The 22,651-nt window shown below is 52.2% G+C and carries 20 protein-coding genes, 1 tRNA gene and 1 pseudogene; 15 read left to right on the forward strand and 7 right to left on the reverse strand.

Translation table 11 applies throughout. The annotated features are described in order from the left end of the window. Positions 1-91 precede the first annotated feature (91 nt). On the forward strand, positions 92-991 hold the full coding sequence (locus OGX95_RS07625; protein WP_286629014.1) for a LysR family transcriptional regulator: 900 nt from the start codon (positions 92-94) through the stop codon (positions 989-991). A 224-nt stretch (positions 992-1,215) separates the two neighbouring features. Here the strand turns inward: OGX95_RS07625 and OGX95_RS07630 are convergent. From OGX95_RS07630 to OGX95_RS07640, 3 genes and pseudogenes are all read right to left on the reverse strand, one after another. Next, positions 1,216-1,368, reverse strand: a pseudogene (locus OGX95_RS07630) (Arm DNA-binding domain-containing protein); the annotation flags it as partial. A gap of 175 nt (positions 1,369-1,543) precedes the next feature. Continuing rightward, positions 1,544-1,618, reverse strand: a tRNA-Arg gene (locus OGX95_RS07635). Between the two features lie 75 nt (positions 1,619-1,693). After that, complete coding sequence (locus tag OGX95_RS07640; RefSeq protein ID WP_286629015.1) at positions 1,694-2,635, reverse strand: formate/nitrite transporter family protein; 942 nt, start codon at positions 2,633-2,635, stop codon at positions 1,694-1,696. 287 nt (positions 2,636-2,922) lie between these two features. Here OGX95_RS07640 and mlaA point away from each other — a divergent pair, with 287 nt between their 5' ends. Continuing rightward, a complete protein-coding gene (mlaA, locus tag OGX95_RS07645) occupies positions 2,923-3,678 on the forward strand; it encodes a phospholipid-binding lipoprotein MlaA (protein ID WP_005129765.1) in 756 nt (251 codons plus the stop codon). A gap of 60 nt (positions 3,679-3,738) precedes the next feature. Here the strand turns inward: mlaA and fadL are convergent, their stop codons facing one another. After that, positions 3,739-5,070: a long-chain fatty acid transporter FadL gene (gene fadL / locus OGX95_RS07650; RefSeq protein WP_286629016.1), complete on the reverse strand. Its 1,332-nt coding sequence runs from the start codon at positions 5,068-5,070 to the stop codon at positions 3,739-3,741. Positions 5,071-5,441: 371 nt separating this feature from the next. On the opposite strand from fadL, the gene OGX95_RS07655 reads away from it, so the two are divergent. The 4 genes from OGX95_RS07655 to sixA all read left to right on the forward strand — a co-directional run bounded on the left by OGX95_RS07655 (position 5,442) and on the right by sixA (position 10,054). Then, complete coding sequence (locus tag OGX95_RS07655) at positions 5,442-5,726, forward strand: YfcZ/YiiS family protein (RefSeq protein ID WP_137384194.1); 285 nt, start codon at positions 5,442-5,444, stop codon at positions 5,724-5,726. Positions 5,727-5,902: 176 nt separating this feature from the next. Continuing rightward, positions 5,903-7,213, forward strand: coding sequence for an acetyl-CoA C-acyltransferase FadI (gene fadI, locus OGX95_RS07660; RefSeq protein WP_286629017.1), 1,311 nt, complete (start codon positions 5,903-5,905; stop codon positions 7,211-7,213). Then, the gene (gene fadJ, locus OGX95_RS07665; protein ID WP_286629018.1) at positions 7,213-9,360 is read left to right on the forward strand and encodes a fatty acid oxidation complex subunit alpha FadJ; all 2,148 of its coding nucleotides are present in this window, start codon (positions 7,213-7,215) and stop codon (positions 9,358-9,360) included. Before fadI ends, fadJ begins: the two co-directional genes overlap by 1 nt. Positions 9,361-9,568: 208 nt before the next feature. After that, positions 9,569-10,054 (forward strand): phosphohistidine phosphatase SixA, encoded by a 486-nt coding sequence (gene sixA, locus OGX95_RS07670; RefSeq protein WP_048211041.1) that lies wholly within the window; start codon positions 9,569-9,571, stop codon positions 10,052-10,054. 100 nt (positions 10,055-10,154) lie between these two features. Here sixA and smrB read toward each other — a convergent pair whose 3' ends face one another. Beyond that, positions 10,155-10,706 carry an endonuclease SmrB gene (smrB, locus tag OGX95_RS07675; RefSeq protein ID WP_286629020.1) on the reverse strand — a complete coding sequence of 184 codons (552 nt, stop codon included), beginning with the start codon at positions 10,704-10,706 and terminating at the stop codon, positions 10,155-10,157. Between the two features lie 166 nt (positions 10,707-10,872). On the opposite strand from smrB, the gene prmB reads away from it, so the two are divergent. From prmB to OGX95_RS07705, 6 genes are read left to right on the forward strand one after another with little or no spacing between them, the layout of a single operon-like run. After that, positions 10,873-11,805 (forward strand): 50S ribosomal protein L3 N(5)-glutamine methyltransferase, encoded by a 933-nt coding sequence (gene prmB, locus OGX95_RS07680; RefSeq protein ID WP_286629021.1) that lies wholly within the window; start codon positions 10,873-10,875, stop codon positions 11,803-11,805. 39 nt (positions 11,806-11,844) lie between these two features. Continuing rightward, positions 11,845-12,930: a chorismate synthase gene (gene aroC, locus OGX95_RS07685; protein ID WP_286629022.1), complete on the forward strand. Its 1,086-nt coding sequence runs from the start codon at positions 11,845-11,847 to the stop codon at positions 12,928-12,930. Positions 12,931-12,933: 3 nt separating this feature from the next. Next, positions 12,934-13,758, forward strand: coding sequence for a penicillin-insensitive murein endopeptidase (mepA, locus tag OGX95_RS07690; RefSeq protein WP_286629023.1), 825 nt, complete (start codon positions 12,934-12,936; stop codon positions 13,756-13,758). Further along, positions 13,758-14,567, forward strand: coding sequence for a sulfite exporter TauE/SafE family protein (locus OGX95_RS07695; protein WP_286629024.1), 810 nt, complete (start codon positions 13,758-13,760; stop codon positions 14,565-14,567). The genes mepA and OGX95_RS07695 overlap by 1 nt, the downstream gene beginning before the upstream one ends. Further along, positions 14,567-15,115, forward strand: coding sequence for an elongation factor P hydroxylase (locus OGX95_RS07700; RefSeq protein WP_286629025.1), 549 nt, complete (start codon positions 14,567-14,569; stop codon positions 15,113-15,115). Before OGX95_RS07695 ends, OGX95_RS07700 begins: the two co-directional genes overlap by 1 nt. Positions 15,116-15,147: 32 nt before the next feature. Beyond that, positions 15,148-15,423, forward strand: a complete 276-nt coding sequence (locus OGX95_RS07705) for a YfcL family protein (protein WP_005129722.1) — start codon at positions 15,148-15,150, stop codon at positions 15,421-15,423. 122 nt (positions 15,424-15,545) lie between these two features. Here OGX95_RS07705 and mnmC read toward each other — a convergent pair whose 3' ends face one another. After that, positions 15,546-17,546 carry a bifunctional tRNA (5-methylaminomethyl-2-thiouridine)(34)-methyltransferase MnmC2/FAD-dependent 5-carboxymethylaminomethyl-2-thiouridine(34) oxidoreductase MnmC1 gene (mnmC, locus tag OGX95_RS07710; RefSeq protein ID WP_286629026.1) on the reverse strand — a complete coding sequence of 667 codons (2,001 nt, stop codon included), beginning with the start codon at positions 17,544-17,546 and terminating at the stop codon, positions 15,546-15,548. Positions 17,547-17,705: 159 nt separating this feature from the next. Between mnmC and fabB the strand changes: the two genes are divergently transcribed. Then, entirely contained in the window at positions 17,706-18,926 is a 1,221-nt protein-coding gene (gene fabB / locus OGX95_RS07715; RefSeq protein ID WP_005129715.1) for a beta-ketoacyl-ACP synthase I, read from the forward strand. 239 nt (positions 18,927-19,165) lie between these two features. Next, positions 19,166-20,344 (forward strand): MFS transporter, encoded by a 1,179-nt coding sequence (locus tag OGX95_RS07720; RefSeq protein WP_286629027.1) that lies wholly within the window; start codon positions 19,166-19,168, stop codon positions 20,342-20,344. Here OGX95_RS07720 and flk read toward each other — a convergent pair. Next, positions 20,341-21,348, reverse strand: a complete 1,008-nt coding sequence (gene flk, locus OGX95_RS07725; protein WP_286629312.1) for a flagella biosynthesis regulator Flk — start codon at positions 21,346-21,348, stop codon at positions 20,341-20,343. The two genes, OGX95_RS07720 and flk, sit on opposite strands and share 4 nt — an antisense overlap. A gap of 108 nt (positions 21,349-21,456) precedes the next feature. Between flk and pdxB the strand changes: the two genes are divergently transcribed. Then, on the forward strand, positions 21,457-22,593 hold the full coding sequence (gene pdxB / locus OGX95_RS07730) for a 4-phosphoerythronate dehydrogenase PdxB (protein ID WP_286629028.1): 1,137 nt from the start codon (positions 21,457-21,459) through the stop codon (positions 22,591-22,593). Positions 22,594-22,651: the final 58 nt, after the last annotated feature.

Consider the following 22,651-nt stretch of genomic DNA (forward strand, 5'->3'; position numbering starts at 1 on the left):
ACTATAGCCATTGATTATTAAGATGATTAGACCCAAAATAATGATTGGACTTATCATTTAAATGATTAATTGCTCAAATGGAAGCGCAGAGATGAAACGCGATGAGATAGCAGATCTGATGGCATTCGTGGCCGTCGCCGAAGAGCGTAGTTTCACCCGGGCTGCCGCCCGTCTGGGTATGGCCCAGTCAGCGTTAAGTCAGATAGTTCGTCGCACGGAAGAGCGATTAGGGTTACGGCTTTTAACGCGAACCACACGCAGCGTGGTACCGACGGAAGCGGGTGAACAACTTTTGTCTGTCCTTGGTCCAATGCTGCACGACATAGACTCGACTCTGGCCTCATTAGGTGATCTGCGTGACCGCCCCTCAGGCACAATACGCATTACCACAGTGGAACATGCCGCAAAGACCATATTGTTGCCCGCCATGCGCACGCTGTTGAAATCTCACCCTGACATTAACGTGCAGCTCCTTATCGATTACGGCCTGACTGATGTCGTCTCTGAGCGCTTTGATGCCGGAGTTCGCCTGGGGGGAGAGATGGATAAGGATATGATTGCTGTGCGAATCGGACCTGATATTCCGATGGCGATTGTTGGCGCGCCGGATTATTTATCCCGACATGGAGTACCAACATCTGTAGCGCATTTAGTCGATCATAAGGCAATCAATTTGTATCTACCCACATCGGGTTCCGCAAATCGCTGGAGATTAATGCGCGGAGGGCGCGAAGTCAGGGTTCGCATGGAAGGACAACTTCTATTAAATACGATAGACCTGATCCTCGATGCTGCTATTGACGGGCACGGCCTCGCGTATCTGCCTTATGACCAGGTCCAGCAGGCCATTCAAGAAAAAAAACTGACCCGCGTTCTGGAGAAATTTACGCCAGACTTACCAGGGTATCATCTGTACTACCCACACCGCCGCCATGCAGGTTCGGCATTTTCTCTGTTAATTGATGTGCTGAAATATAATGGGGCTGTTTAACTATTCTTTTTGATGGTGGTTCCAGGCGTTCAGGGCGTGAATGACTATATCTGGCACTAAGCAGACAATTCATTAAGTTGCACACTGACAATTTCAGGTTTTGTTATGCTTAAACATGATCAAAAAATCCTGCATTACGTGAAAAAAACGCTGCAACATGTAGCTACAGCATTTCTTTTTGTCATTTTTTTGAGCGGTAGCTGTAATACAGTCAGAAGCTCCAGTAGCTTTTTCTCCTTCCCGGCAAATCGATACTTCATGCGCCAGTACTTTGAACCGTTAGTATTGACCATGAGATAAAGCCCTCCGCCGTCAGCGAGCTTATAGGCTTTATCTCTGGGCTTTGCAGTCTCGACCTGACGCGCATTCAGCGGTATTTTGGGAGCCTCATATTTCATTGAACAGGATAAGCCCCACTTAGGCCCCCAAACGTTTCTTGATTCACGTTGAAATGGGTAGATATCGGTTGACATCACATCGCCAGAGCAGAGGGGTTATCACTGATTATAAGGGGGTTTTATTGAATTCGGTAGACATCAGGAGAGGCGTATATGGTGTCCCCTGCAGGAATCGAACCTGCAACTAGCCCTTAGGAGGGGCTCGTTATATCCATTTAACTAAGGGGACGAAGCGGCACGAGTATAGCGTTTTTTACTCTCAACGGTAAGTCTCAGGCTGCCTGACTGCTCAAACAGTCACCATTCAGGTCTGTTTTTTCTGGTTTTTCTGCGATTGTGCTTCCCGCTTTGCTTGTAACCTGGCTTCTTCCTTGCGTTTATTGCTCATATCGTTGCGGATCTGCGCGTGGCTCATCAGTGCAAAGATAAATGTCCCGCCGCAGATATTCCCGGCCAGTGTCGGTAAGGCAAAAGGCCAGAAAAAGTCGCCCCAGTGCAGTGTTCCATTAAAGACCAGATAGAGAATTTCAACTGAACCCACGACGATATGTGTGGTATCGCCTAAGGCAATCAGCCAGGTCATCAGGACAATGACGACAATCTTTGCGGCCCCGGCGGCGGGAAACATCCAGACCATCGTGGCAATCAACCAGCCGGAGACAATGGCATTGGCAAACATCTCCGTCGGGTTATTTTTCATTACATCCATGCCTATTTTGACAAAGGCGTCACGGGTCGCCTCATCAAAAATCGGCATGTATTCAAACGCCCATGCCGCAACCCCGGTGCCCAGAATATTACCCAGTAGTACTACGCTCCACAGACGCATCAACAGACCAAAATTACCGAGGGTAGGGTTTTGCATAACGGGTAAGACGGCGGTGACGGTATTTTCCGTAAAGAGTTGTTGGCGAGCCATAATCACAATAATAAAGCCGAAGGTATAACCGAGATTCTCCAGCAAAAATCCGCCGGGAACACCCTCCAGTTGTACATGAAAAATTCCCTTTGCCAGCAACGATGCACCCATTGACAGCCCGGCAGCAATGGCTGACCACAATAGCGCCATCGCGTCGCGTTCCATCTCTTTTTCACCGTCCTGGCGGATATGCTCGTGGATTGCCATTGCACGTGAGGGGAGCCTGTCCTCATTGAGTTCTATCTTTTTTCCGCTCCGCTTTTCTTCGCTTTCCACCTGGAGTTCGTCGCTGTGACGATCAATCTTCTCTTTTTCGATGTCATTCATACCAGGATCCTGAATAAGCTCGTATTGCTAAAGCGTAGCGGTTTTTTATTTGAAGGCTGGTGGATAAAGGCTGAAATCGCAAAAATGGTAACGCATGTTTTTATTGGCTTCGTTAGAATGAACCATCACTGAGTCTGTATTACCAGGCTATGATCAAATCAGTAAGTTAGGGCATATAGACATCGATTGACGTGCTGTTACAATCGCTCACATCTAATCAGGCGGATACATCATCGTTCCGTCATGGATGGCAATCAGCGATAGCCATAATACACAGGGAGACACTTATGAAGCTTCGCCTGTCGGCGCTTGCGCTGGGAACCACACTTTTGGTGGGGTGTGCGAGCTCCGGTACTGAACAGCAGGGGCGTTCGGACCCATTTGAAGGGTTCAACCGCACCATGTACAACTTCAACTTTAATGTTTTGGATCCATATGTTGTTCGCCCGGTGGCTGTCGCCTGGCGTGATTATGTTCCGCAGCCGGCCCGTAATGGTTTGAGCAACTTTACTGGCAACCTTGAAGAACCGGCTGTCATGGTTAACTATTTCCTGCAAGGCGACCCCTATCAGGGGATGGTGCATTTTACCCGTTTCTTCCTGAACACCTTGTTAGGTATGGGCGGGTTTATTGATGTGGCGGGGATGGCGAATCCGAAGTTGCAGCGTGTTGAACCACACCGCTTCGGCAGCACATTAGGCCACTATGATGTCGGTTACGGTCCATACATGCAGCTTCCATTCTACGGCAGCTTCACGCTTCGTGACGATGGCGGCGATATGGTGGATACGCTGTATCCGGTTCTGTCCTGGTTAACCTGGCCGTTATCGATAGGTAAATGGACGGTTGAAGGAATAGAAACGCGTGCGCAACTGCTCGATTCTGACGGCCTGCTGCGCCAATCTTCAGATCCTTACATCATGGTGCGTGAAGCTTACTTCCAGCGTCATGACTTTATTGCGAATGGCGGTAAACTCAAACCAGAAGAAAACCCGAATGCAAAAGATATTCAGGATGAGTTAAAAGAGATCGATTCTGAGTAAGAAATTGAGGCAAATAAAAAGGTGAGCTAAAAAGCTCACCTTTTTTACATCTGATGAAAATCAGAATGCGTAGTTCAGGTTCATACCGTACAGCCAGGCTTTCCCTTCTGATTCGAAGGAGTACGGGCCTTCTTCGAATTTCACTTTCTGACCGTGCATATAAGAAATGCCGACATCCAATGAAGCATCTTTATTAAACGCATAGGTTGTACCCGCACTCAGCCAGAAGCGGTCCTGATCCGGAATAGAGATGGAACGGCGGTTAGCTGGAACAGGGCTATCATCGAAGGCGATACCGGTACGGAATGTCCAGGTATCATCGTAGTAGTAGGTAGTACCCAGCGCGATGCGGTAAGAGTCTTTGAAACCTTCTTCTTTATAGAACAGGGTCTGACCGTTGCTGCCTTTCGCTTTAAGCTCCTGGAACTGACTCCAACTGGTATATGCCATGCTGTAGTGAACCGCCCACTGTGGCGCAACGCGGTTATAACCTGAGAACTCCCACATTTCTGGCAGGTTCAGATCAAGTGAACCGTCAATTGTGCTGCCGTTGGTGCCAGCAGGCAGGCTAGCGAACACCGGGCGCAACTGCGCTGGAATACGGTCCATTGATGGCAGGCTGCTGCGGTAATCACCGTCGAAGTCCACTTTTACTTCCGAACGGTAGGTGAAACCGTAACGGTTGTCTTTATCCACTTCATAAAGAATACCGGCGTTCCAGCCGAAGCCCCACTCATCGCCTTTCAGGCGCGCAATCTGCGTATCTGCCGGGTATTGTGCGGCCAGTGATGGAGGAATTTTGCCGCCAGAACCTGCAACGATCTGCTGTGGGAGATCGCCTGCATAACGTTCAAGCTTCGCTTTGGCATAGACGGCGTTAAAACCGAGGCCGAAGCTAAAATGATTATTCAGACGGTAGGCACCGCTCAGGTTTAAGTTGAGCGTTTCCAGATCGGTTTTTCCGCCCATCGAGCCGGCTGCGTAATTATTGTTAAACTCCGTTGCCAGACCATAGTTAGAGGTAACAGATGCCCCCCAACCAAATTGATCGTTAATCGGGGCAACAAAATGCACGTTCGGTATCCAGGCGGTTGGGGCGATGTTATCCTGGCTGGCGTCGTTACCAATACGTGAGCGTCCGGAAATATCGACATCCGGATCAACGAAAATCGCACCGGCAGAGAAAGTAGGGCGATCAAACATCATGATCAGCGCGGGGTTACGACTGGCGTTACCTGCATCATCTGCAATAGCGCCTTCACCCGAATATGCCCGGCCAAGGCCAGAGGAAGAAAATTCGTTTAACTGAAAGCCTGCAGACCAGGCCTGTGTGGAGATAATTGCCACTGCGACTGCGAGAGCAGACTTTGTAAACAGGGTTTTCTGGCTCATGACCATAACCTCATAGATTTATTTTTATACAAACTATGTTACATGCCGTAACAGGAGCGCGAAGTGTAGGGTCTGAGGTACCACATAGAAATCAGACCAGTGGCGAGAGTATAGGTCGGACCAGCCAGAATGTTGCAAGTATGTTTATAAATATTTTCAATTCTGATCTAAGAAACGCGATCCAGCTGGCAAAATTGCGGGTACGCGCACTCACCTGTTTGGGTGATTTTTGTTTTAGATCATTTTTAAGTGTGATTTCGGTCACTTATCTCATTTCACACAATTAACGACTGGAGAGGCGAATAATGGGAGCGTAAAATATCCCCATCGTTTATCTGGCACCTCAGGTGCGAATACAGAGGAAATCTACAATGAGTAAATGCAGTGCTGATGAAACCCCGGTTTGCTGCTGTATGGATGTTGGCACCATCATGGACAACTCCGATTGCACCGCGTCATACAGCCGCGTGTTCGCGAATCGCGCAGAGGCAGAAGAAACGCTGGCCGCTCTGACTGAGAAGGCACGTAGCGTGGAATCTGAACCTTGCAAAATCACCTCGACTTTCACTGAAGAGTCAGAGGGTGTGCGTCTGGATATCGACTTTGTTTTTGCCTGTGAAGCTGAAACGCTGATTTTCCAGCTGGGCTTGCGTTAATCCCTTCTACTGATGCCCTTGCCACTTTGTGGCAAGGGCATTTTCGTAACAGTCAGTGACTATTCACTGTGTCATAGCTCTCACTTTCTTTTCTCTCCGCTTGGCTAAATGTAAAAAATTGGTTAAGACTGTGATCAGGTCAGACCACTTATTTTTATTTTTTACAGGGGAGTGTTATGAATCAGGCTTTACCGCTGGTTACGCGCCAGGGCGACCGTATCGCCATCGTGAGCGGATTGCGTACGCCATTTGCCCGTCAGGCTACCGCATTTCATGGCATTCCCGCCGTTGATTTGGGAAAAATGGTTGTTGGTGAATTGCTGGCCCGCAACGAAATACCTGCTGACGTGATTGAACAGCTGGTTTTTGGCCAGGTGGTTCAAATGCCAGAAGCCCCCAATATTGCCCGGGAAATCGTTCTGGGAACGGGGATGAATGTGCATACAGATGCTTACAGCGTAAGCCGGGCTTGTGCAACCAGCTTTCAGGCCGTGGCGAATGTTGCAGAAAGCCTGATGGCCGGTACTATTCGTGCTGGGATTGCCGGCGGCGCAGACTCCTCTTCCGTTCTGCCTATTGGCGTCAGCAAAAAGCTGGCGCGAGTACTGGTGGATGTCAATAAAGCCCGCACAACCGGGCAACGTCTGAAACTCTTCTCCCGATTGCGCTTGCGCGATTTGATGCCTGTGCCACCGGCTGTTGCTGAATATTCCACTGGTTTACGCATGGGGGATACAGCTGAACAAATGGCGAAAACCTATGGCATCACACGTGAACAACAGGATGCGTTGGCACATCGTTCTCATCAGCGCGCGGCTCAGGCATGGTCTGAAGGAAAACTTGCGGAAGAGGTGATGACGACCTACGCCCCCCCCTTTAAAGATCCTTTTTCAGAAGATAACAATATTCGCGGTAACTCGACGATGGCGGATTACGCCAGGTTGCGTCCGGCATTTGACAGAAAACACGGTACCGTTACGGCGGCCAACAGTACTCCGTTAACAGATGGTGCTGCCGCCGTGATTTTGATGACGGAATCGCGTGCGAAAGAGTTAGGGCTGGTACCGCTGGGATATCTGCGTAGTTTTGCCTTTACCGCCATTGATGTCTGGCAGGACATGCTGTTAGGACCTGCATGGTCGACACCGCTTGCTCTTGAGCGCGCAGGGTTAACCATGGCGGATTTAACGCTTATTGATATGCATGAAGCCTTTGCCGCACAAACGCTGGCGAACCTCCAGTTGCTGGGCAGTGAGCGTTTTGCCCGCGAAGTGTTAGGGCGTTCTCATGCCACTGGCGAAGTCGATGACGGTAAATTTAATGTGTTGGGGGGCTCAATTGCCTATGGACACCCATTCGCCGCAACCGGTGCACGAATGATCACCCAAACTCTCCATGAATTACGGCGTCGCGGCGGTGGCTTTGGTTTAGTCACCGCATGTGCGGCAGGTGGTTTGGGGGCGGCAATGGTTCTGGAGGCAGAATAATGGAAATGACATCGGCTTTTACACTCAACGTGCGTCTGGATAACATCGCCGTTGTCTCCATTGATGTACCCGGAGAGAAAATGAATACCCTGAAAGCGGAGTTTGCTTCTCAGGTTCGGGCCATTCTGAAACAAATTCGCGACAATAAAGCGTTGCGTGGCGTCGTGTTCATTTCGGCAAAACCCGATAATTTTATCGCCGGTGCCGATATCAACATGATAGGGGATTGCCGCAGCGCGCAGGAAGCTGAAACGCTGGCCCGTCAGGGGCAGCAGATCATGGCGGAAATTAATGCCTTACCGATCCCGGTTATCGCCGCTATTCATGGTGCCTGTCTGGGCGGTGGGCTGGAGATGGCGCTGGCCTGCCATAACCGTATCTGTACCGATGACGTTAAAACCGTGCTGGGTTTACCGGAAGTGCAGCTAGGCCTGCTTCCCGGTTCCGGTGGAACCCAGCGATTACCCCGTCTTATTGGTGTCAGTACTGCGCTGGATATGATCCTGACAGGAAAACAGCTACGGGCAAAACAGGCGCTAAAAGTGGGGCTGGTGGACGACGTTGTACCACAGACCATTTTGCTGGAAGCTGCGGTTGAACTGGCCAAAAAAGACAGTTCGGCGCACCGGGTTCTGCCCGTACGTGAACGCGTGTTGGCGGGGCCGCTGGGACGTGCACTGCTGTTTCGTATGGTCAGCAAAAAGACGGCGCAAAAAACGCTGGGTAACTACCCCGCAACGGACCGCATTCTTGAGGTGATCGAAACCGGTCTCGCGCAGGGGAGCAGCAGCGGCTATGAGGCAGAAGCCCGCGCGTTTGGCGAGCTGGCGATGACTTCGCAGTCTAAGTCGCTACGGAACATCTTTTTTGCCAATACCGATGTGAAAAAGGATCCCGGTAGTGAAGCGAAGCCCGGCCCGCTGAATAGCGTCGGTATTTTGGGCGGTGGTTTGATGGGCGGCGGTATTGCTTATGTCACTGCCTGTAAAGGTGGCTTGCCGGTGCGCATCAAAGACATTAATGCTAAAGGAATCAACCACGCGCTAAAGTACAGTTGGGATCAACTTGAAACGAAGGTTCGTCGCCGTCATATCAAGGCCGGTGAACGTGACAAACAACTGGCGCTGATTTCGGGAACCACCGATTATCGCGGTTTTGCTCATCGCGATCTGATTATTGAAGCGGTATTCGAAGATCTGTCGTTAAAACAACAGATGGTGGCAGAAATTGAACAGAATTGTGCCCCTCATACTATTTTTGCATCGAACACCTCATCTTTGCCGATTGGTGATATTGCGGCTAATGCTGCCAGGCCTGAACAGGTCATTGGTCTGCACTTTTTTAGTCCGGTAGAAAAAATGCCACTGGTGGAAGTGATCCCTCATGCAACAACCTCAGAGCAGACGATTGCCACAACCGTTAAGTTAGCGAAAAAACAGGGCAAAACACCGATTGTTGTCCAGGATAAGGCTGGCTTTTACGTTAACCGTATTTTAGCGCCTTACATCAACGAAGCGATTCGCATGCTGACCGAAGGTGAACGTGTCGACACTATTGATGCCGCGCTGGTTAAGTTTGGTTTTCCGGTAGGGCCAATCCAACTTTTGGATGAGGTCGGAATTGATACGGGCACTAAAATTATACCAGTGCTTGAGGCCGCATATGGAGAACGTTTTAGCGCGCCTGCAAATGTTGTTGCTTCAATTTTGAATGACGATCGCAAAGGTAGAAAAAATGGTCGGGGTTTCTATCTTTATGGGGCGAAAGGGCGTAAAAGCAAAAAACAGGTCGACCCTGCAATTTATACGCTTATTGGCGTCCAGGGTCAGGGCCAACTCGCAGCCCCGCAAATTGCAGAGCGGTGTGTCATGTTAATGCTTAACGAAGCAGCACGCTGTTTTGGTGAGCAGGTCGTCCGCAGCGCACGTGATGGTGATATCGGCGCTGTATTTGGTATTGGTTTTCCGCCTTTCCTCGGCGGCCCGTTCCGGTATATGGATTCTCTCGGTGCGGGTGAAGTGGTTGCGGTTCTGCAACGACTGTCCACGCAATATGGCTCACGGTTTACACCGTGTGAACAGTTATTGCAGATGGCGGAACGTGGTGAAAGATTCTGGAATATCGGGGAAACTGACCTGAATTCATGAGGTCAAAGGTAGGATGAATCCGCACTGAATGTATGTGTCGCGCTCAAAATGTAAACAGAGATTGACTATACTTACGCCGTTGAGGTAAAAAACAGCGTTTCATTCGGTGAATGGATAAGGCACAATGCCGGCCACCACATAGTTACCACTGCCAATAGGGGCTTTGTGTAAACGTGTTGGTGATTCTGGTTAACAAAAGCGGTGCAATATGCAAGTTTTTATCATGCGTCACGGCGACGCGGCCCTCGATGCCGCCAGTGATTCGGTTCGTCCTTTAACCTCTTGTGGTTGTGACGAATCTCGCCTGATGGCGAACTGGCTGAAAGGTCAAAAAGTGGATATCGAACGTGTTCTGGTGAGCCCGTTCCTACGAGCCGAACAGACGCTGGATGTGGTGGGAGAATGTATGAACCTGCCAGCCGGTGTGGATGTTTTGCCGGAGCTGACTCCCTGCGGCGATGTCGGTCTGGTCAGTGCCTATTTACAGGCTCTGGCCAATGAAGGTATCGCAACGGCGCTGGTGATTTCTCACTTACCGTTAGTGGGATATCTGGTGTCTGAGCTTTGCCCGGGAGAAACGCCGCCGATGTTTACCACATCTGCGATAGCCAGCGTAACGCTTGATGAGAGCGGAAAGGGCATTTTTAACTGGCAGATGAGCCCGTGTAATTTGAAAATGGCAAAAGCGATTTAATCGAACCCGTGCCACGTTTCATCGTCCGGATAAGGCAGGATCGCCATCCGGAAAATAAAAGAGCCGCAAATGCGGCTCTTTTTGTTTCTGAATTGCTGCCTCAGGGGAGTTCAGGTGGCAACCACTCTTCCACTTCGATCAGTACCAGCAGTGCGGCATCGCCACCGTACTCTTTCGGTGCCTGATGGAAGGCCATCACATGCGGATGTTGTGCCAGCCACAGCGGCGTTTGCTGTTTCAGAATGTGCTTCCCGTGGCCATGCATTACGCAGGCGCAAAAAACATGCTCACGACGACAGGCGGCAATCAATGCGCCGAGCTCCTGTTTGGCCTGCTGTTGCGTCAATCCGTGCAAATCAAGAAACAGCTCCGGGGAGTAATCACCACGGCGCATCTTCTTCAGTTCAAAATGGCTGACATCGGCCCGCACGTATCTTACCGGACCGTCAGTGTTCAGCAGCGGCTGAAATTCATCCGAGAAATAATGGCTGGCATCAGCCTGTTCCTGTAGCAGCCTTTTGACCGGAACCTCGGTGATTTTTTTGCGTGGTGGTCGATGGACAATGGTGTCCTGCTTAATTTGACGAGTGCCGGTCATCAGCTGGCGAAACAGCGTCTGATCCTCCTCGCTGAGCGATGTTTTCTTTTTCATTCGAGAGTCTCATCTTTTATTTTCCGTTAGTTTAACCCGACTCGACGGGCATCCGATCGCTTAAAACGCAATTTTCGCGCTCAGGCTCGGTGTGAATGCTGATTTATCGCCGTCTTCGTGGCAAACTAGCCGCCGAATTTAATGCGAGCATGCCCTGGAGGAATACGTGGATAAAATTTTCGTCGATGAAGCAGTGAGTGAACTGCATACCATTCAGGACATGTTGCGTTGGGCGGTCAGCCGTTTTAGCGCAGCGAATATCTGGTATGGCCATGGTACGGATAACCCGTGGGATGAGGCCGTACAGCTGGTGCTGCCGTCTCTCTATCTGCCGCTGGATATTCCTGAAGACATGCGCACCGCACGTCTGACATCCAGCGAGCGTCATCGTATTGTTGAGCGTGTGATTCGTCGTGTCAACGAGCGTATTCCGGTGGCTTACCTGACCAACAAGGCCTGGTTCTGCGGGCATGAATTCTATGTTGATGAACGCGTGCTGGTTCCGCGTTCGCCTATTGGCGAGCTGATCAATAACCGTTTTGCTGGTCTTATCAACAAGCAGCCGCAGCATATCCTCGATATGTGCACCGGCAGCGGTTGTATTGCTATCGCCTGCGCATATGCCTTCCCGGAAGCTGAAGTGGATGCGGTTGATATTTCTACGGATGCGCTGGCGGTTACCGAACACAATATTGAAGAGCACGGTCTGATTCATCACGTAACGCCGATCCGTTCCGACCTGTTCCGCGATCTGGTGAAAATCCAGTATGACCTGATCGTCACTAACCCGCCGTATGTTGATGCGGAAGACATGTCAGACCTGCCGAACGAATACCGTCATGAGCCTGAACTGGGTCTGGCATCCGGTAGTGATGGGCTGAAGCTGACTCGCCGCATTCTGGGTAACGCCCCGGACTACCTGTCTGATAACGGTATTCTGATTTGTGAAGTCGGAAACAGCATGGTACATCTGATAGAGCAATACCCTGATGTGCCGTTTACCTGGCTGGAGTTTGACAACGGTGGAGACGGTGTATTCATGCTGACCAAAGAGCAGTTGATCGCCGCTCGTGAGCACTTCAGCATTTACAAAGACTAAATACACGCGCAGATACACAACACGCATAACGGAGCCGTGATGGCAGGAAATACAATTGGGCAACTCTTTCGCGTAACAACCTTCGGCGAATCACACGGGCTGGCGCTCGGTTGTATCGTTGATGGTGTTCCGCCGGGCATTCCTCTGACTGAAGCCGATCTGCAGCACGATCTCGACAGGCGCCGTCCGGGCACGTCGCGTTACACCACCCAGCGTCGGGAACCGGATCAAGTGAAGATCCTCTCCGGCGTATTCGACGGCGTCACCACCGGTACGAGTATTGGCCTGCTGATTGAAAATACCGATCAGCGTTCTCAGGATTATGGCGCCATCAAGGATGTTTTCCGTCCAGGACACGCCGACTATACCTACGAGCAGAAATACGGCCTCCGTGATTACCGTGGCGGTGGACGTTCATCCGCTCGTGAAACGGCAATGCGCGTAGCGGCGGGAGCAATCGCCAAAAAATATCTGGCGGAAAAATTCGGCGTTAAAATCCGTGGTTGTCTGACGCAAATGGGCGATGTTCCGCTGGAGATTAAAGACTGGTCTCAGGTCGAATTGAATCCCTTCTTTTGCCCGGACCCGGATAAAATCGAAGCGCTGGATGAATTGATGCGCGGACTGAAAAAAGAGGGCGACTCCATTGGAGCAAAAGTCACTGTTGTCGCTGACGGTGTGCCGGCAGGTCTCGGTGAACCTGTTTTTGACCGTCTTGATGCCGACATTGCGCATGCGTTGATGAGCATTAACGCCGTAAAAGGCGTAGAGATTGGCGACGGTTTTGACGTTGTAGCACTGCGTGGCAGCCAGAATCGTGATGAAATCACCAAAGACGGTTTCCAGAGTAATCATGCGGGTGGCATTTTGGGAGGGATCAGCAGCGGGCAACAAATTATTGCCCATATGGCGCTGAAACCGACGTCCAGCATCACTGTGCCTGGGCGTACTATCAACCGCTTTGGTGAAGAAGTCGAAATGATCACCAAAGGACGTCACGATCCGTGCGTTGGGATCCGCGCAGTGCCGATCGCAGAAGCGATGCTGGCTATTGTGTTGATGGACCACCTGTTGCGCCAGCGGGCGCAAAATGCGGATGTGAAGACTGACATTCCACGCTGGTAAGAAATGAAAAAAACGGCACTTGCGGTGTTGGCTCTGCTTGCCAGCACCGCCTGTCTGGCGGCCACGCCCTGGCAGAAAATTACCCATCCTGTTGCGGGTAGCGCACAGTCTATCGGCGCATTCTCCAATGGCTGTATCGTTGGGGCGGATACGCTGCCGGTACAGTCAGAACACTATCAGGTGATGCGCACTGACCAGCGCCGCTATTTCGGCCATCCCACGCTGGTAACCTTTATCCAGCGACTGAGTAACCAGGCCAACAATCTGGGGCTGGGCACGGTATTAATCGGAGATATGGGGATGCCGGCGGGTGGGCGCTTTAATGGCGGTCATGCCAGTCACCAGACCGGGCTGGATGTCGATATTTTCCTGCAATTGCCGAAAACACGCTGGACGCAGACACAACTGCTGCGGCCTCAGGCACTGGATCTGGTCTCGCAGGATGGTAAGCGTGTCGTACCGTCACTGTGGAAGCCGGAGATTTTCAGCCTGATCAGGCTGGCTGCAAAAGATAGTGAAGTCACGCGTATTTTCGTGAATCCGGCAATTAAGCAGCAGCTGTGTCTGGATGCAGGAACTGACAGGGACTGGTTACGCAAAGTGCGACCGTGGTTCCAGCATCGTGCGCATATGCATGTCCGGTTACGTTGCCCTGCCGACAGTCTTGAGTGCGAAGACCAACCGTTTCCTCCACCGGGTGATGGCTGTGGCGCAGAGCTGCAAAGCTGGTTCGAACCTCCAAAACCTGGAACAACAAAGCCTGAGAAGAAGACACCGCCGCCGTTGCCGCCTTCCTGCCAGGCGTTACTGGACGAGCATGTACTCTAATGGATAATTTTGCCAATTTGTTTATGGTGTCTCCGTTGTTGCTGGGTGTTCTTTTTTTTGTGGCAATGTTGGCAGGGTTTATTGATTCTCTGGCGGGGGGCGGCGGTTTACTTACGATTCCCGCATTGATGGCCGCCGGTATGCCACCTGCGCAAGCGTTGGCAACCAATAAGTTGCAGGCGTGCGGCGGATCGATCTCTTCTTCAATCTATTTTATTCGTCGCGGTGTCGTGAATCTTGCCGACCAGAAGCTCAATATTTTCATGACATTTATTGGCTCAATGAGCGGCGCGTTGTTGGTCCAGCATGTGCAGTCAGACGTTTTACGTCAGATCCTGCCGGTTCTGGTTATCTGTATTGGCCTCTACTTTCTGTTAATGCCTAAAGTGGGTGAAGAAGACCGACGGCGCCGCCTGTATGGTTTGCCTTTTGCGCTGGTGGCCGGGGGCTGCGTTGGATTTTACGATGGTTTCTTTGGCCCGGCCGCCGGATCGTTTTATGCGCTCTGCTTCGTTATGTTGTGCGGCTACAATCTTGCAAAATCGACGGCACACGCCAAAGTCTTGAATGCCACCTCAAATATCGGCGGGCTGTTGCTGTTCGCGCTGGGTGGCAAAGTGGTTTGGGCGACCGGGTTTGTGATGCTCATTGGTCAGTTTATTGGCGCACGGATGGGGTCGCGACTGGTGCTCAGCAAAGGGCAAAAACTCATTCGGCCGATGATCGTCATTGTTTCCGCAGTGATGAGTGCCAAATTACTTTACGATAATCATGGACAGGAGATTCTCCACTGGCTGGGGATGAACTAATGAACACAACCCATCACTACCAACAGTTAATTGATATTTTTAACGGCTGCTTTGCCGATGAATTTAATACCCGTCTGATTAAGGGCGACGACGAACCGATCTATCTTCCTGCTGATGCAGAGTTACCGTATCACCGTATTGTTTTTGCACATGGCTTTTACGCCAGCGCGTTGCACGAAATTTCGCACTGGTGTATTGCCGGTAAAGCGCGTCGTGAGCTGGTTGACTTCGGTTACTGGTACTGCCCGGACGGACGTGATGCGAAAACGCAATGTCAGTTTGAAGATGTGGAAGTGAAGCCGCAGGCGTTTGACTGGCTGTTTTGTATGGCGGCGGGCTACCCGTTTAACGTCAGTTGCGACAACCTGGAAGGTGATTTTGAACCGGATCGTGTGGTATTCCAGCGCCGTGTTCATGCTCAGGTGATGGAGTATCTGGAAAAGGGGATCCCTGAACGCCCGGCGCGTTTCATTAACGCACTACAGAATTATTATCACACGCCTGAACTTAAGGCGGAACAATTCCCGTGGCCCGAAGCGCTTAACTGACGCCGATGCCACGTTTACAATGAGGAAAGAAGATGATCGCGGAGTTTGAATCACGCATTCTGGCATTAATCGACGATATGGTAGAGCACGCCAGCGATGATGAGTTGTTTGCCAGTGGTTATTTGCGTGGGCACCTGACACTGGCCGTTGCTGAACTGGACGGTGGGGAGGACCATTCCGCTGAGGCATTGTACGCCAATGTGACCAGCAGCCTGGAAAAAGCCATCAGCGCGGGCGAACTCTCGCCACGTGACCAGGCGTTAGTGAAAGAGATGTGGGACACCTTGTTCCAGAAGGCGACAAAATAATAATTACAGGGGGTGTGCCGGATGGCGACACTGAGGTGTCTTATCCGGCCTACGTGGGCGGGTGTTTGCAGGCCTGATAAGCGTAGCGCCATCAGGCAATGATCGGATGACACCCCACCCTTTTATTTCACCGTTTTACCCTTCAATAACTTCCTTACCCATAGACGATTCGGATTCAGCGCCGCCAGCGTGCTGGCATCCATTGGTATAGGTTCATCACTCATTTGCGCGGCCAGAATTTCTGCACATAGCGGGGCAGAACATAGCCCACGTGACCCCAGCGCGCCCAACATGAACAAATCCGGGTATACCGGTGCACTTGAAGCATGCTCTTTGTTTTCTGCAAGCCGGGCATACCGATCGAGTGTGGTGTTATAGTCCGGCACATTACCGACCATCGGTAAGTGATCGCGCGTGGCACAACGGACGCCGCAACGGGCTGCATTGTCACTGACATTCACTTCTTTTGCCCATGCCGCATCCGGCAAGCAGTCGATCAAACGCTGACGGTTTTGTTGCTGGTCATCATGACGGAATGACGTCTCTTCACAACCTCGATGATAGCTGGCTCCAATACAGTGCTGCTGATTTTCCGGGTTTTGCGGGGTAAGATAGCCGTCATAGCACAGAACCTGGCGCAGTGCGGAAAGCGAAGGCGTCGTGGGAATGTGACTTACCTGACCACCAACGGAATACACCGGTAGTGACTGAGTCTGGTCAAAACGGTGAATACAATGCCCATTCGCCAGAACCACGACCTCATGTGTTGCCGCGTCTCCGTTGGCAAACTGCAACTGCCAGCTATCGGTTTGATGAGCAAGTGAGGTCAGGGTGTGTTGGTAGTGGGTACGTAACCCAAGTGTTGTCGCATGGTCGAGAACGGCGGTGGTAAGCTGTGCCGGACACAGCCATCCGCCAGTCGGGTACTGGATGCCATCACATTCGGTCACAACGCCTGTTGTTTGCAAAATCTGGTCTGCGTCCACCCCGACGGCGAGTGCCCTGGGGAGTTCAAGTGACAGCATTTGGCTGATTTTCTGCTGGCTTTTTTCATCCCAGGCGAGCTGCGTTACGCCACACCAGTCATGGGCAAAATTAACGGGTAGGGCATCGTACAGGCGACGAGCAAAGGTAAATGCGGTGGGGAAGAAAAGAGTAATCGCCGCATCATGTTTGCTGAGCAACGGATAGAGTGCGCCCTGACGATTGCCGGAAGCACCCTGCGCAGGTTTATCGTCAGCGCAGTAGAGCGTGACCTGCCAGCCTCTACGCAGTAGCGCCAGAGACAGTAATGCACTGGCAATACCACCGCCAATAATGGCCGCTTCACGCTTCTTCGTTCCTGTACGCAAAAACCACGGGGCTGATGAAGGGGACGTTATCGTCTGTTCCATCACGCCACACAGCATTTCACGTTTACGACCAAAACCTTTGCACTTCTGCATTGTAAATCCGGCTTCCTGCAATCCCCGGCGCACAAAACCAGCCGAAGTGAAGGTTGCCAGCGTACCACCCGGTCGGGCCAGTCTAGCCATGGCGTTAAAGAGTGTTGGCGTCCACATATCCGGATTTTTTGCTGGGGCGAAGCCGTCCAGAAACCAGGCATCAACCTGTTGGTTCAGGGACTCGTCCAGCTTACCGGTGAGTTCGTTGATGTCACCGAACCACAGATCCAGAGTAACCCGCCCCTCATCAAGCAGTAGACGATGGCAACCTGCCAGCGGCAGTGGCCACTGTGCCTGGAGTTGCTCTGCCCATGGCGCCAGTTCCTGCCAGTGCTGATGCGCTAACGCCAGATCCTCACGCGTTAGCGGAAATTTTTCAAAACTGATGAAATGTAATCTTTCCAGGGTAGCGTCAGGGTGTGCGTTGCGAAAGGTGGCAAATGCCTGCCAGAGCGTGAGGAAGTTTAGCCCGGTACCAAAGCCACTTTCTGCCACCACGAACACCTGGCGTGGGTGCACAGGAAAACGTTCGGCGAGGTGGTTGCCACCGAGGAAGACGTAGCGTGTCTCTTCCAGCCCGTTATCATTGGAAAAATAGACATCGTCAAAATCTCGGGAAACAGGTGTACCCTCAGCGTTGAATTCAAGGTTGGCAGGTTGTATAGCGTATTGTTTCACGTAAGTTACTCGTCTGACAGGCTGTGCCCCGATCTTAACGAGGAGTGCCTGGCTGCGCAAATTTCCACATTAAATGGCTGATCGGACTTGTTCGGCGTACAAGTGTACGCTATTGTGCCACTCGAAACTTTAAAATAGTGCGACTTACAGAGGTATTGAATGAAACGTGCAGTGATTACTGGCTTGGGCATCGTTTCCAGCATCGGTAATAACCAGCAGGAAGTCCTGGCATCTCTGCGTGAAGGACGTTCAGGGATCACTTTCTCTCAGGAGCTGAAGGACTCCGGCATGCGTAGCCACGTCTGGGGCAACGTAAAACTGGATACCACTGGCCTCATTGACCGCAAAGTAGTGCGCTTTATGAGCGACGCATCCATCTATGCTTTCCTTTCTATGGAGCAGGCAGTGGCTGATGCCGGCCTTGCTGCAGAAGATTACCAGAATAATCCGCGCGTTGGCCTGATTGCAGGTTCCGGCGGCGGCTCCCCGCGTTTTCAGGTATTCGGCGCTGACGCAATGCGTAGCCCGCGCGGTCTGAAAGCGGTTGGCCCGTATGTGGTCACCAAAGCGATGGCATCCGGCGTTTCTGCCTGCCTCGCGACACCGTTCAAAATCCACGGCGTTAACTACTCCATCAGCTCTGCCTGTGCGACGTCTGCACACTGTATCGGCAATGCTGTTGAACAAATTCAGTTGGGCAAGCAGGACATCGTTTTTGCTGGCGGCGGCGAAGAGCTGTGCTGGGAAATGGCGTGCGAGTTCGACGCCATGGGTGCACTGTCTACCAAATATAACGACAACCCGTCTCAAGCTTCCCGTACTTATGATGCACACCGTGACGGTTTTGTTATCGCAGGCGGCGGCGGTATGGTTGTTGTCGAAGAACTGGAACACGCTCTGGCTCGTGGCGCGCACATCTACGCTGAAATCGTAGGTTACGGCGCAACGTCTGATGGCGCAGACATGGTTGCTCCGTCCGGTGAAGGTGCAGTTCGCTGCATGCAGATGGCGATGCACGGTGTTGATACCCCGATTGACTACCTGAACTCCCACGGTACTTCTACTCCGGTAGGTGACGTGAAGGAACTGGGCGCAATCCGCGAAGTCTTTGGCGATAACAGCCCGGCCATTTCTGCAACCAAAGCCATGACCGGTCACTCACTGGGCGCTGCGGGTGTTCAGGAAGCTATCTACTCTCTGCTGATGCTGGAGCACGGTTTTATCGCACCGAGCATCAACATTGAAGAGCTGGATGAGCAGGCTGCAGGTCTGAACATCGTGACTAAACCGACCGAGCAAGCGTTGACGACTGTTATGTCTAACAGCTTCGGTTTTGGCGGCACCAACGCCACGCTGGTTATGCGTAAGCTGAAAGCGTAAGTTTGATACTGATATCCGTCATTGCCTGCTGTGTTTCGCTAAGCAGGCCAAAAGGGAGCCGTGCGGCTCCCTTTTTTATCGCGTTGACAATAGGTCCACTTTACAGGCAGACTCCAGCTTCAACATTATCCTCTTGATAATGCGTAAGCGTTTAACGTTATCCAACGCACCTTAATCCTGATAGTCAGGTAGAGGGGGCGTGGACATTCCTCGCCTTACTCTGCATTTTGGAGTAACGCATGACAGCTGTAACCCAACAAGAAAAAACACCTTCAGCGAATTTTTCGCTGTTTCGTATCGCTTTTGCGGTTTTCCTGACCTATATGACGGTCGGTTTACCTTTGCCCGTCATTCCTCTGTTTGTGCATCAGGAGCTGGGCTATGGCAATACCATGGTCGGTATCGCCGTGGGCATCCAGTTTCTGGCAACGGTATTAACACGTGGTTATGCCGGTAGGTTAGCCGATCAGTATGGCGCCAAGCGCTCGGCGCTGCAGGGGATGTTTGCCTGTGCGCTGGCGGGTGCGGCGTGGTTGCTAGCGGCGCTTTTGCCTGTTTCCGTTCCCGTGAAGTTTGCGTTGTTGATTGTCGGACGCTTAATTCTCGGTTTTGGTGAAAGCCAGTTACTGACCGGAACACTGACCTGGGGGCTTGGGCTGGTCGGGCCAACACGCTCCGGTAAGGTGATGTCGTGGAACGGAATGGCGATTTACGGCGCACTGGCGGCCGGCGCACCGCTGGGGCTGCTGATCCACAGCCATTTTGGCTTCGCGGCGTTGGCAGGAACCACGATGGTATTACCGCTGCTGGCATGGGCGTTCAACGGTACCGTCCGTAAAGTCCCTGCTCATGCAGGAGAGCGTCCTTCCTTATGGAGCGTGGTGGGGCTTATCTGGAAACCGGGTCTGGGCCTGGCGCTGCAGGGCGTTGGTTTTGCGGTAATTGGTACCTTTATTTCGCTCTACTTTGTCAGCAATGGCTGGACGATGGCAGGGTTTACCCTGACCGCGTTTGGTAGCGCGTTTGTGCTGATGCGTATTCTGTTTGGCTGGATGCCAGACAGATTTGGCGGGGTGAACGTCGCGGTTGTCTCTTTGCTGGTTGAAACCGCGGGTCTGATTCTATTGTGGCAGGCTCCATCTGCCTGGGTTGCGCTGCTGGGCGCTGCTTTGACCGGGGCCGGGTGTTCGCTGATCTTCCCGGCGCTGGGCGTCGAGGTCGTGAAGCGAGTGCCTGCCCAGGTTCGTGGTACAGCTCTCGGCGGTTACGCCGCGTTTCAGGATATCTCCTACGGCATAAGCGGTCCTGTCGCCGGGGTTCTGGCCACTGCATACGGTTACTCCTCGGTATTCCTTGCCGGGGCGATTTCCGCTGTAGTGGGCATTTTCGTGACGCTGCTGACTCTGCGAAAAGGTTAAGCAAGCAACCAGAACAGGGCTAATGCGATCAGCAAGGCGACAAACATCAGCCCCGGTCGTGCCGACAATGTTTTTACCGTTTCAATCACCGGCGCGAACGGGCTGAAAATGGGTTGAAGATGACGCGGAGCGTTTAATTCCTGCTCCCGGTCACGTTCCACGCGGCGCAGGAAGATTTGATTCAGCAAGTCCTGCACTTGTACCGCTGTCAGGATCGTTTGCGGCTGGATCTGGTATGTTTGCTGCGCATACTCTTTTATGGCTGTTAGCTCATTTGGCTCCAGCGGCTGTTTTAGCGCCGCCTGCAGCGTTTGCAGCGTCGGCGCATTTTGCAGACTGAGGGTCTGGCGCGCCTGCAGCCATGTCACCAGATGGGTGAACTGTTTTGCCGGGATCAGCTCACCGCTTTTTACACCAGACAGTTCCAGCATGGACTGCCAGATCATTTTCCCGGACTCTCCCGTGGCGGCAGCCAGTTTAGTGACTAACTGATTCAGCGTATTGTGCTCGGCGGGTAATAAAGGGCGAACGGTTGCCGGCCGCTGCTGCGGCTGCGGAATTGAAAGCTGCCCTTGTTGCAACAGGGTGAGCACATTCTTCAGCTGTTCCGGTTTGAGCTGGCTGAGTGCTGTCTGCCCGTACTGTTGACGGATAAAATCACTCACCGCCTGGCGATTATTTCCCTGACTCAGTAATTCAGTGAGCTGTGACAGAACCTGACGGTTAGCATGATTCTGCTGAGCAACCCCCAGACGCTGATTCAGGTTTTGTTCTGCTGCGGGGAAGTGCCGTGACTGCAGCGGCGTATCGTTTTTAACGCCCAGATCGTGCTTCATTCCAGCCCACACCTCGGCGCTTTGCTGTTGGGTAAGCGAAATCAAACGGGTAATCAGTCGTTCCAGTACGGTACGCTGCTGCGTGGACAGTGGCTGCTCGCCTGCACCGGAAGGCGGGTTTTGGCCTTCGCCGGGAGGGCGTGCGGGCGTACCTGAAATGGGCTGCATCATCTCTGTTCCTTAAATCTGAGCGAGCCAGGTCTCGCAGTATGCCTGGCGGCGAGATTATGGCACACTTGCCCGGTTAACTCTCGTTCTCAAACAGGTGAGAAAGACGTGAAAATTCTCGTTGATGAAAATATGCCCTATGCCCGCGAACTGTTCAGTCGTTTGGGGGAGGTCAAAGCGGTTCCCGGTCGCCCGATTCCCGTCACAGAACTGGATGATGCGGATGCCTTAATGGTGCGCTCGGTGACGAAAGTAAACGCATCACTACTCAGTGGAAAACCGGTAAAGTTTGTCGGTACGGCAACGGCAGGTACTGATCATGTGGATGATGCCTGGCTTGCGCAGTCAGGTATTGGTTTTTCTGCTGCTCCCGGCTGCAATGCGATTGCGGTAGTGGAATATGTCTTCTCTGCGCTGCTGATGCTGGCTGAGCGTGACGGTTTTACGTTACGTGACCGTACGGTCGGTATTGTCGGTGTAGGTAATGTGGGGGGGCGTTTACAGGCGCGACTGGAAGCATTAGGGGTCCGCACCTTGCTGTGCGATCCACCACGTGCCGATCGGGGCGACGAGGGCGATTTCCGCGCACTGGAAGAACTGGTTGAGCAAGCAGATGTGTTGACCTTCCATACGCCGCTGTTCAAAGAAGGGCCGTACAAAACACTGCATCTGGCCGATGAGGCGCTGATTAGCCGCCTGAAGCCCGGAACCATTCTGATTAATGCCTGCCGCGGACCGGTCGTGGATAATTCCGCCTTACTGAATCGACTCAACGCCGGGCAGTTGCTGAGTGTCGTGCTGGATGTCTGGGAAGGCGAGCCGGATCTGAATGTGGCGCTGCTGGAGAAAGCGGACATTGGTACGGCACACATTGCTGGCTATACCCTGGAAGGGAAAGCGCGTGGGACAACGCAGGTCTTTGAGGCCTATAGCAAATTTATTGGTCGTGAGCAGCATGTTGCATTAAACACGTTGTTACCCGCACCGGAATTTGGGCGTATTACCTTGCATGGTCCGTTAGATCAGCCAACACTGAAAAGGCTGGTTCATTTAGTGTATGATGTGCGCCGCGATGATGCGCCACTGCGCAAAGTTGCTGGAATTCCGGGTGAATTTGATAAACTGCGCAAGAATTATCTTGAACGTCGCGAATGGTCGTCTTTATACGTAATGTGTGATGACGCTGCTGCCGCAGCCCTGTTGTGTAAGCTGGGTTTTAACGCTGTTCATCATCCGGCACATTAATGTCTTCTTAATGCTCCCTGTCGAATAATACGACAGGGACGCTTATGTATTTCTGGAG

Origin of the sequence: Citrobacter sp. Cu233 (assembly GCF_030332225.1) — a bacterium.
Lineage (GTDB): Bacteria > Pseudomonadota > Gammaproteobacteria > Enterobacterales > Enterobacteriaceae > Citrobacter.

Bases quoted from the DNA above. Each gene is read 5' to 3' on its own strand.
- OGX95_RS07625 (WP_286629014.1), top strand. From the start codon at position 92: ATGAAACGCGATGAGATAGCAGATCTGATGGCATTCGTGGCCGTCGCC.
- OGX95_RS07640 (WP_286629015.1), bottom strand. From the start codon at position 2,635: ATGAATGACATCGAAAAAGAGAAGATTGATCGTCACAGCGACGAACTC.
- mlaA (WP_005129765.1), top strand. From the start codon at position 2,923: ATGAAGCTTCGCCTGTCGGCGCTTGCGCTGGGAACCACACTTTTGGTG.
- fadL (WP_286629016.1), bottom strand. From the start codon at position 5,070: ATGAGCCAGAAAACCCTGTTTACAAAGTCTGCTCTCGCAGTCGCAGTG.
- OGX95_RS07655 (WP_137384194.1), top strand. From the start codon at position 5,442: ATGAGTAAATGCAGTGCTGATGAAACCCCGGTTTGCTGCTGTATGGAT.
- fadI (WP_286629017.1), top strand. From the start codon at position 5,903: ATGAATCAGGCTTTACCGCTGGTTACGCGCCAGGGCGACCGTATCGCC.
- fadJ (WP_286629018.1), top strand. From the start codon at position 7,213: ATGGAAATGACATCGGCTTTTACACTCAACGTGCGTCTGGATAACATC.
- sixA (WP_048211041.1), top strand. From the start codon at position 9,569: ATGCAAGTTTTTATCATGCGTCACGGCGACGCGGCCCTCGATGCCGCC.
- smrB (WP_286629020.1), bottom strand. From the start codon at position 10,706: ATGAAAAAGAAAACATCGCTCAGCGAGGAGGATCAGACGCTGTTTCGC.
- aroC (WP_286629022.1), top strand. From the start codon at position 11,845: ATGGCAGGAAATACAATTGGGCAACTCTTTCGCGTAACAACCTTCGGC.
- mepA (WP_286629023.1), top strand. From the start codon at position 12,934: ATGAAAAAAACGGCACTTGCGGTGTTGGCTCTGCTTGCCAGCACCGCC.
- OGX95_RS07695 (WP_286629024.1), top strand. From the start codon at position 13,758: ATGGATAATTTTGCCAATTTGTTTATGGTGTCTCCGTTGTTGCTGGGT.
- OGX95_RS07700 (WP_286629025.1), top strand. From the start codon at position 14,567: ATGAACACAACCCATCACTACCAACAGTTAATTGATATTTTTAACGGC.
- OGX95_RS07705 (WP_005129722.1), top strand. From the start codon at position 15,148: ATGATCGCGGAGTTTGAATCACGCATTCTGGCATTAATCGACGATATG.
- fabB (WP_005129715.1), top strand. From the start codon at position 17,706: ATGAAACGTGCAGTGATTACTGGCTTGGGCATCGTTTCCAGCATCGGT.
- OGX95_RS07720 (WP_286629027.1), top strand. From the start codon at position 19,166: ATGACAGCTGTAACCCAACAAGAAAAAACACCTTCAGCGAATTTTTCG.
- flk (WP_286629312.1), bottom strand. From the start codon at position 21,348: ATGCAGCCCATTTCAGGTACGCCCGCACGCCCTCCCGGCGAAGGCCAA.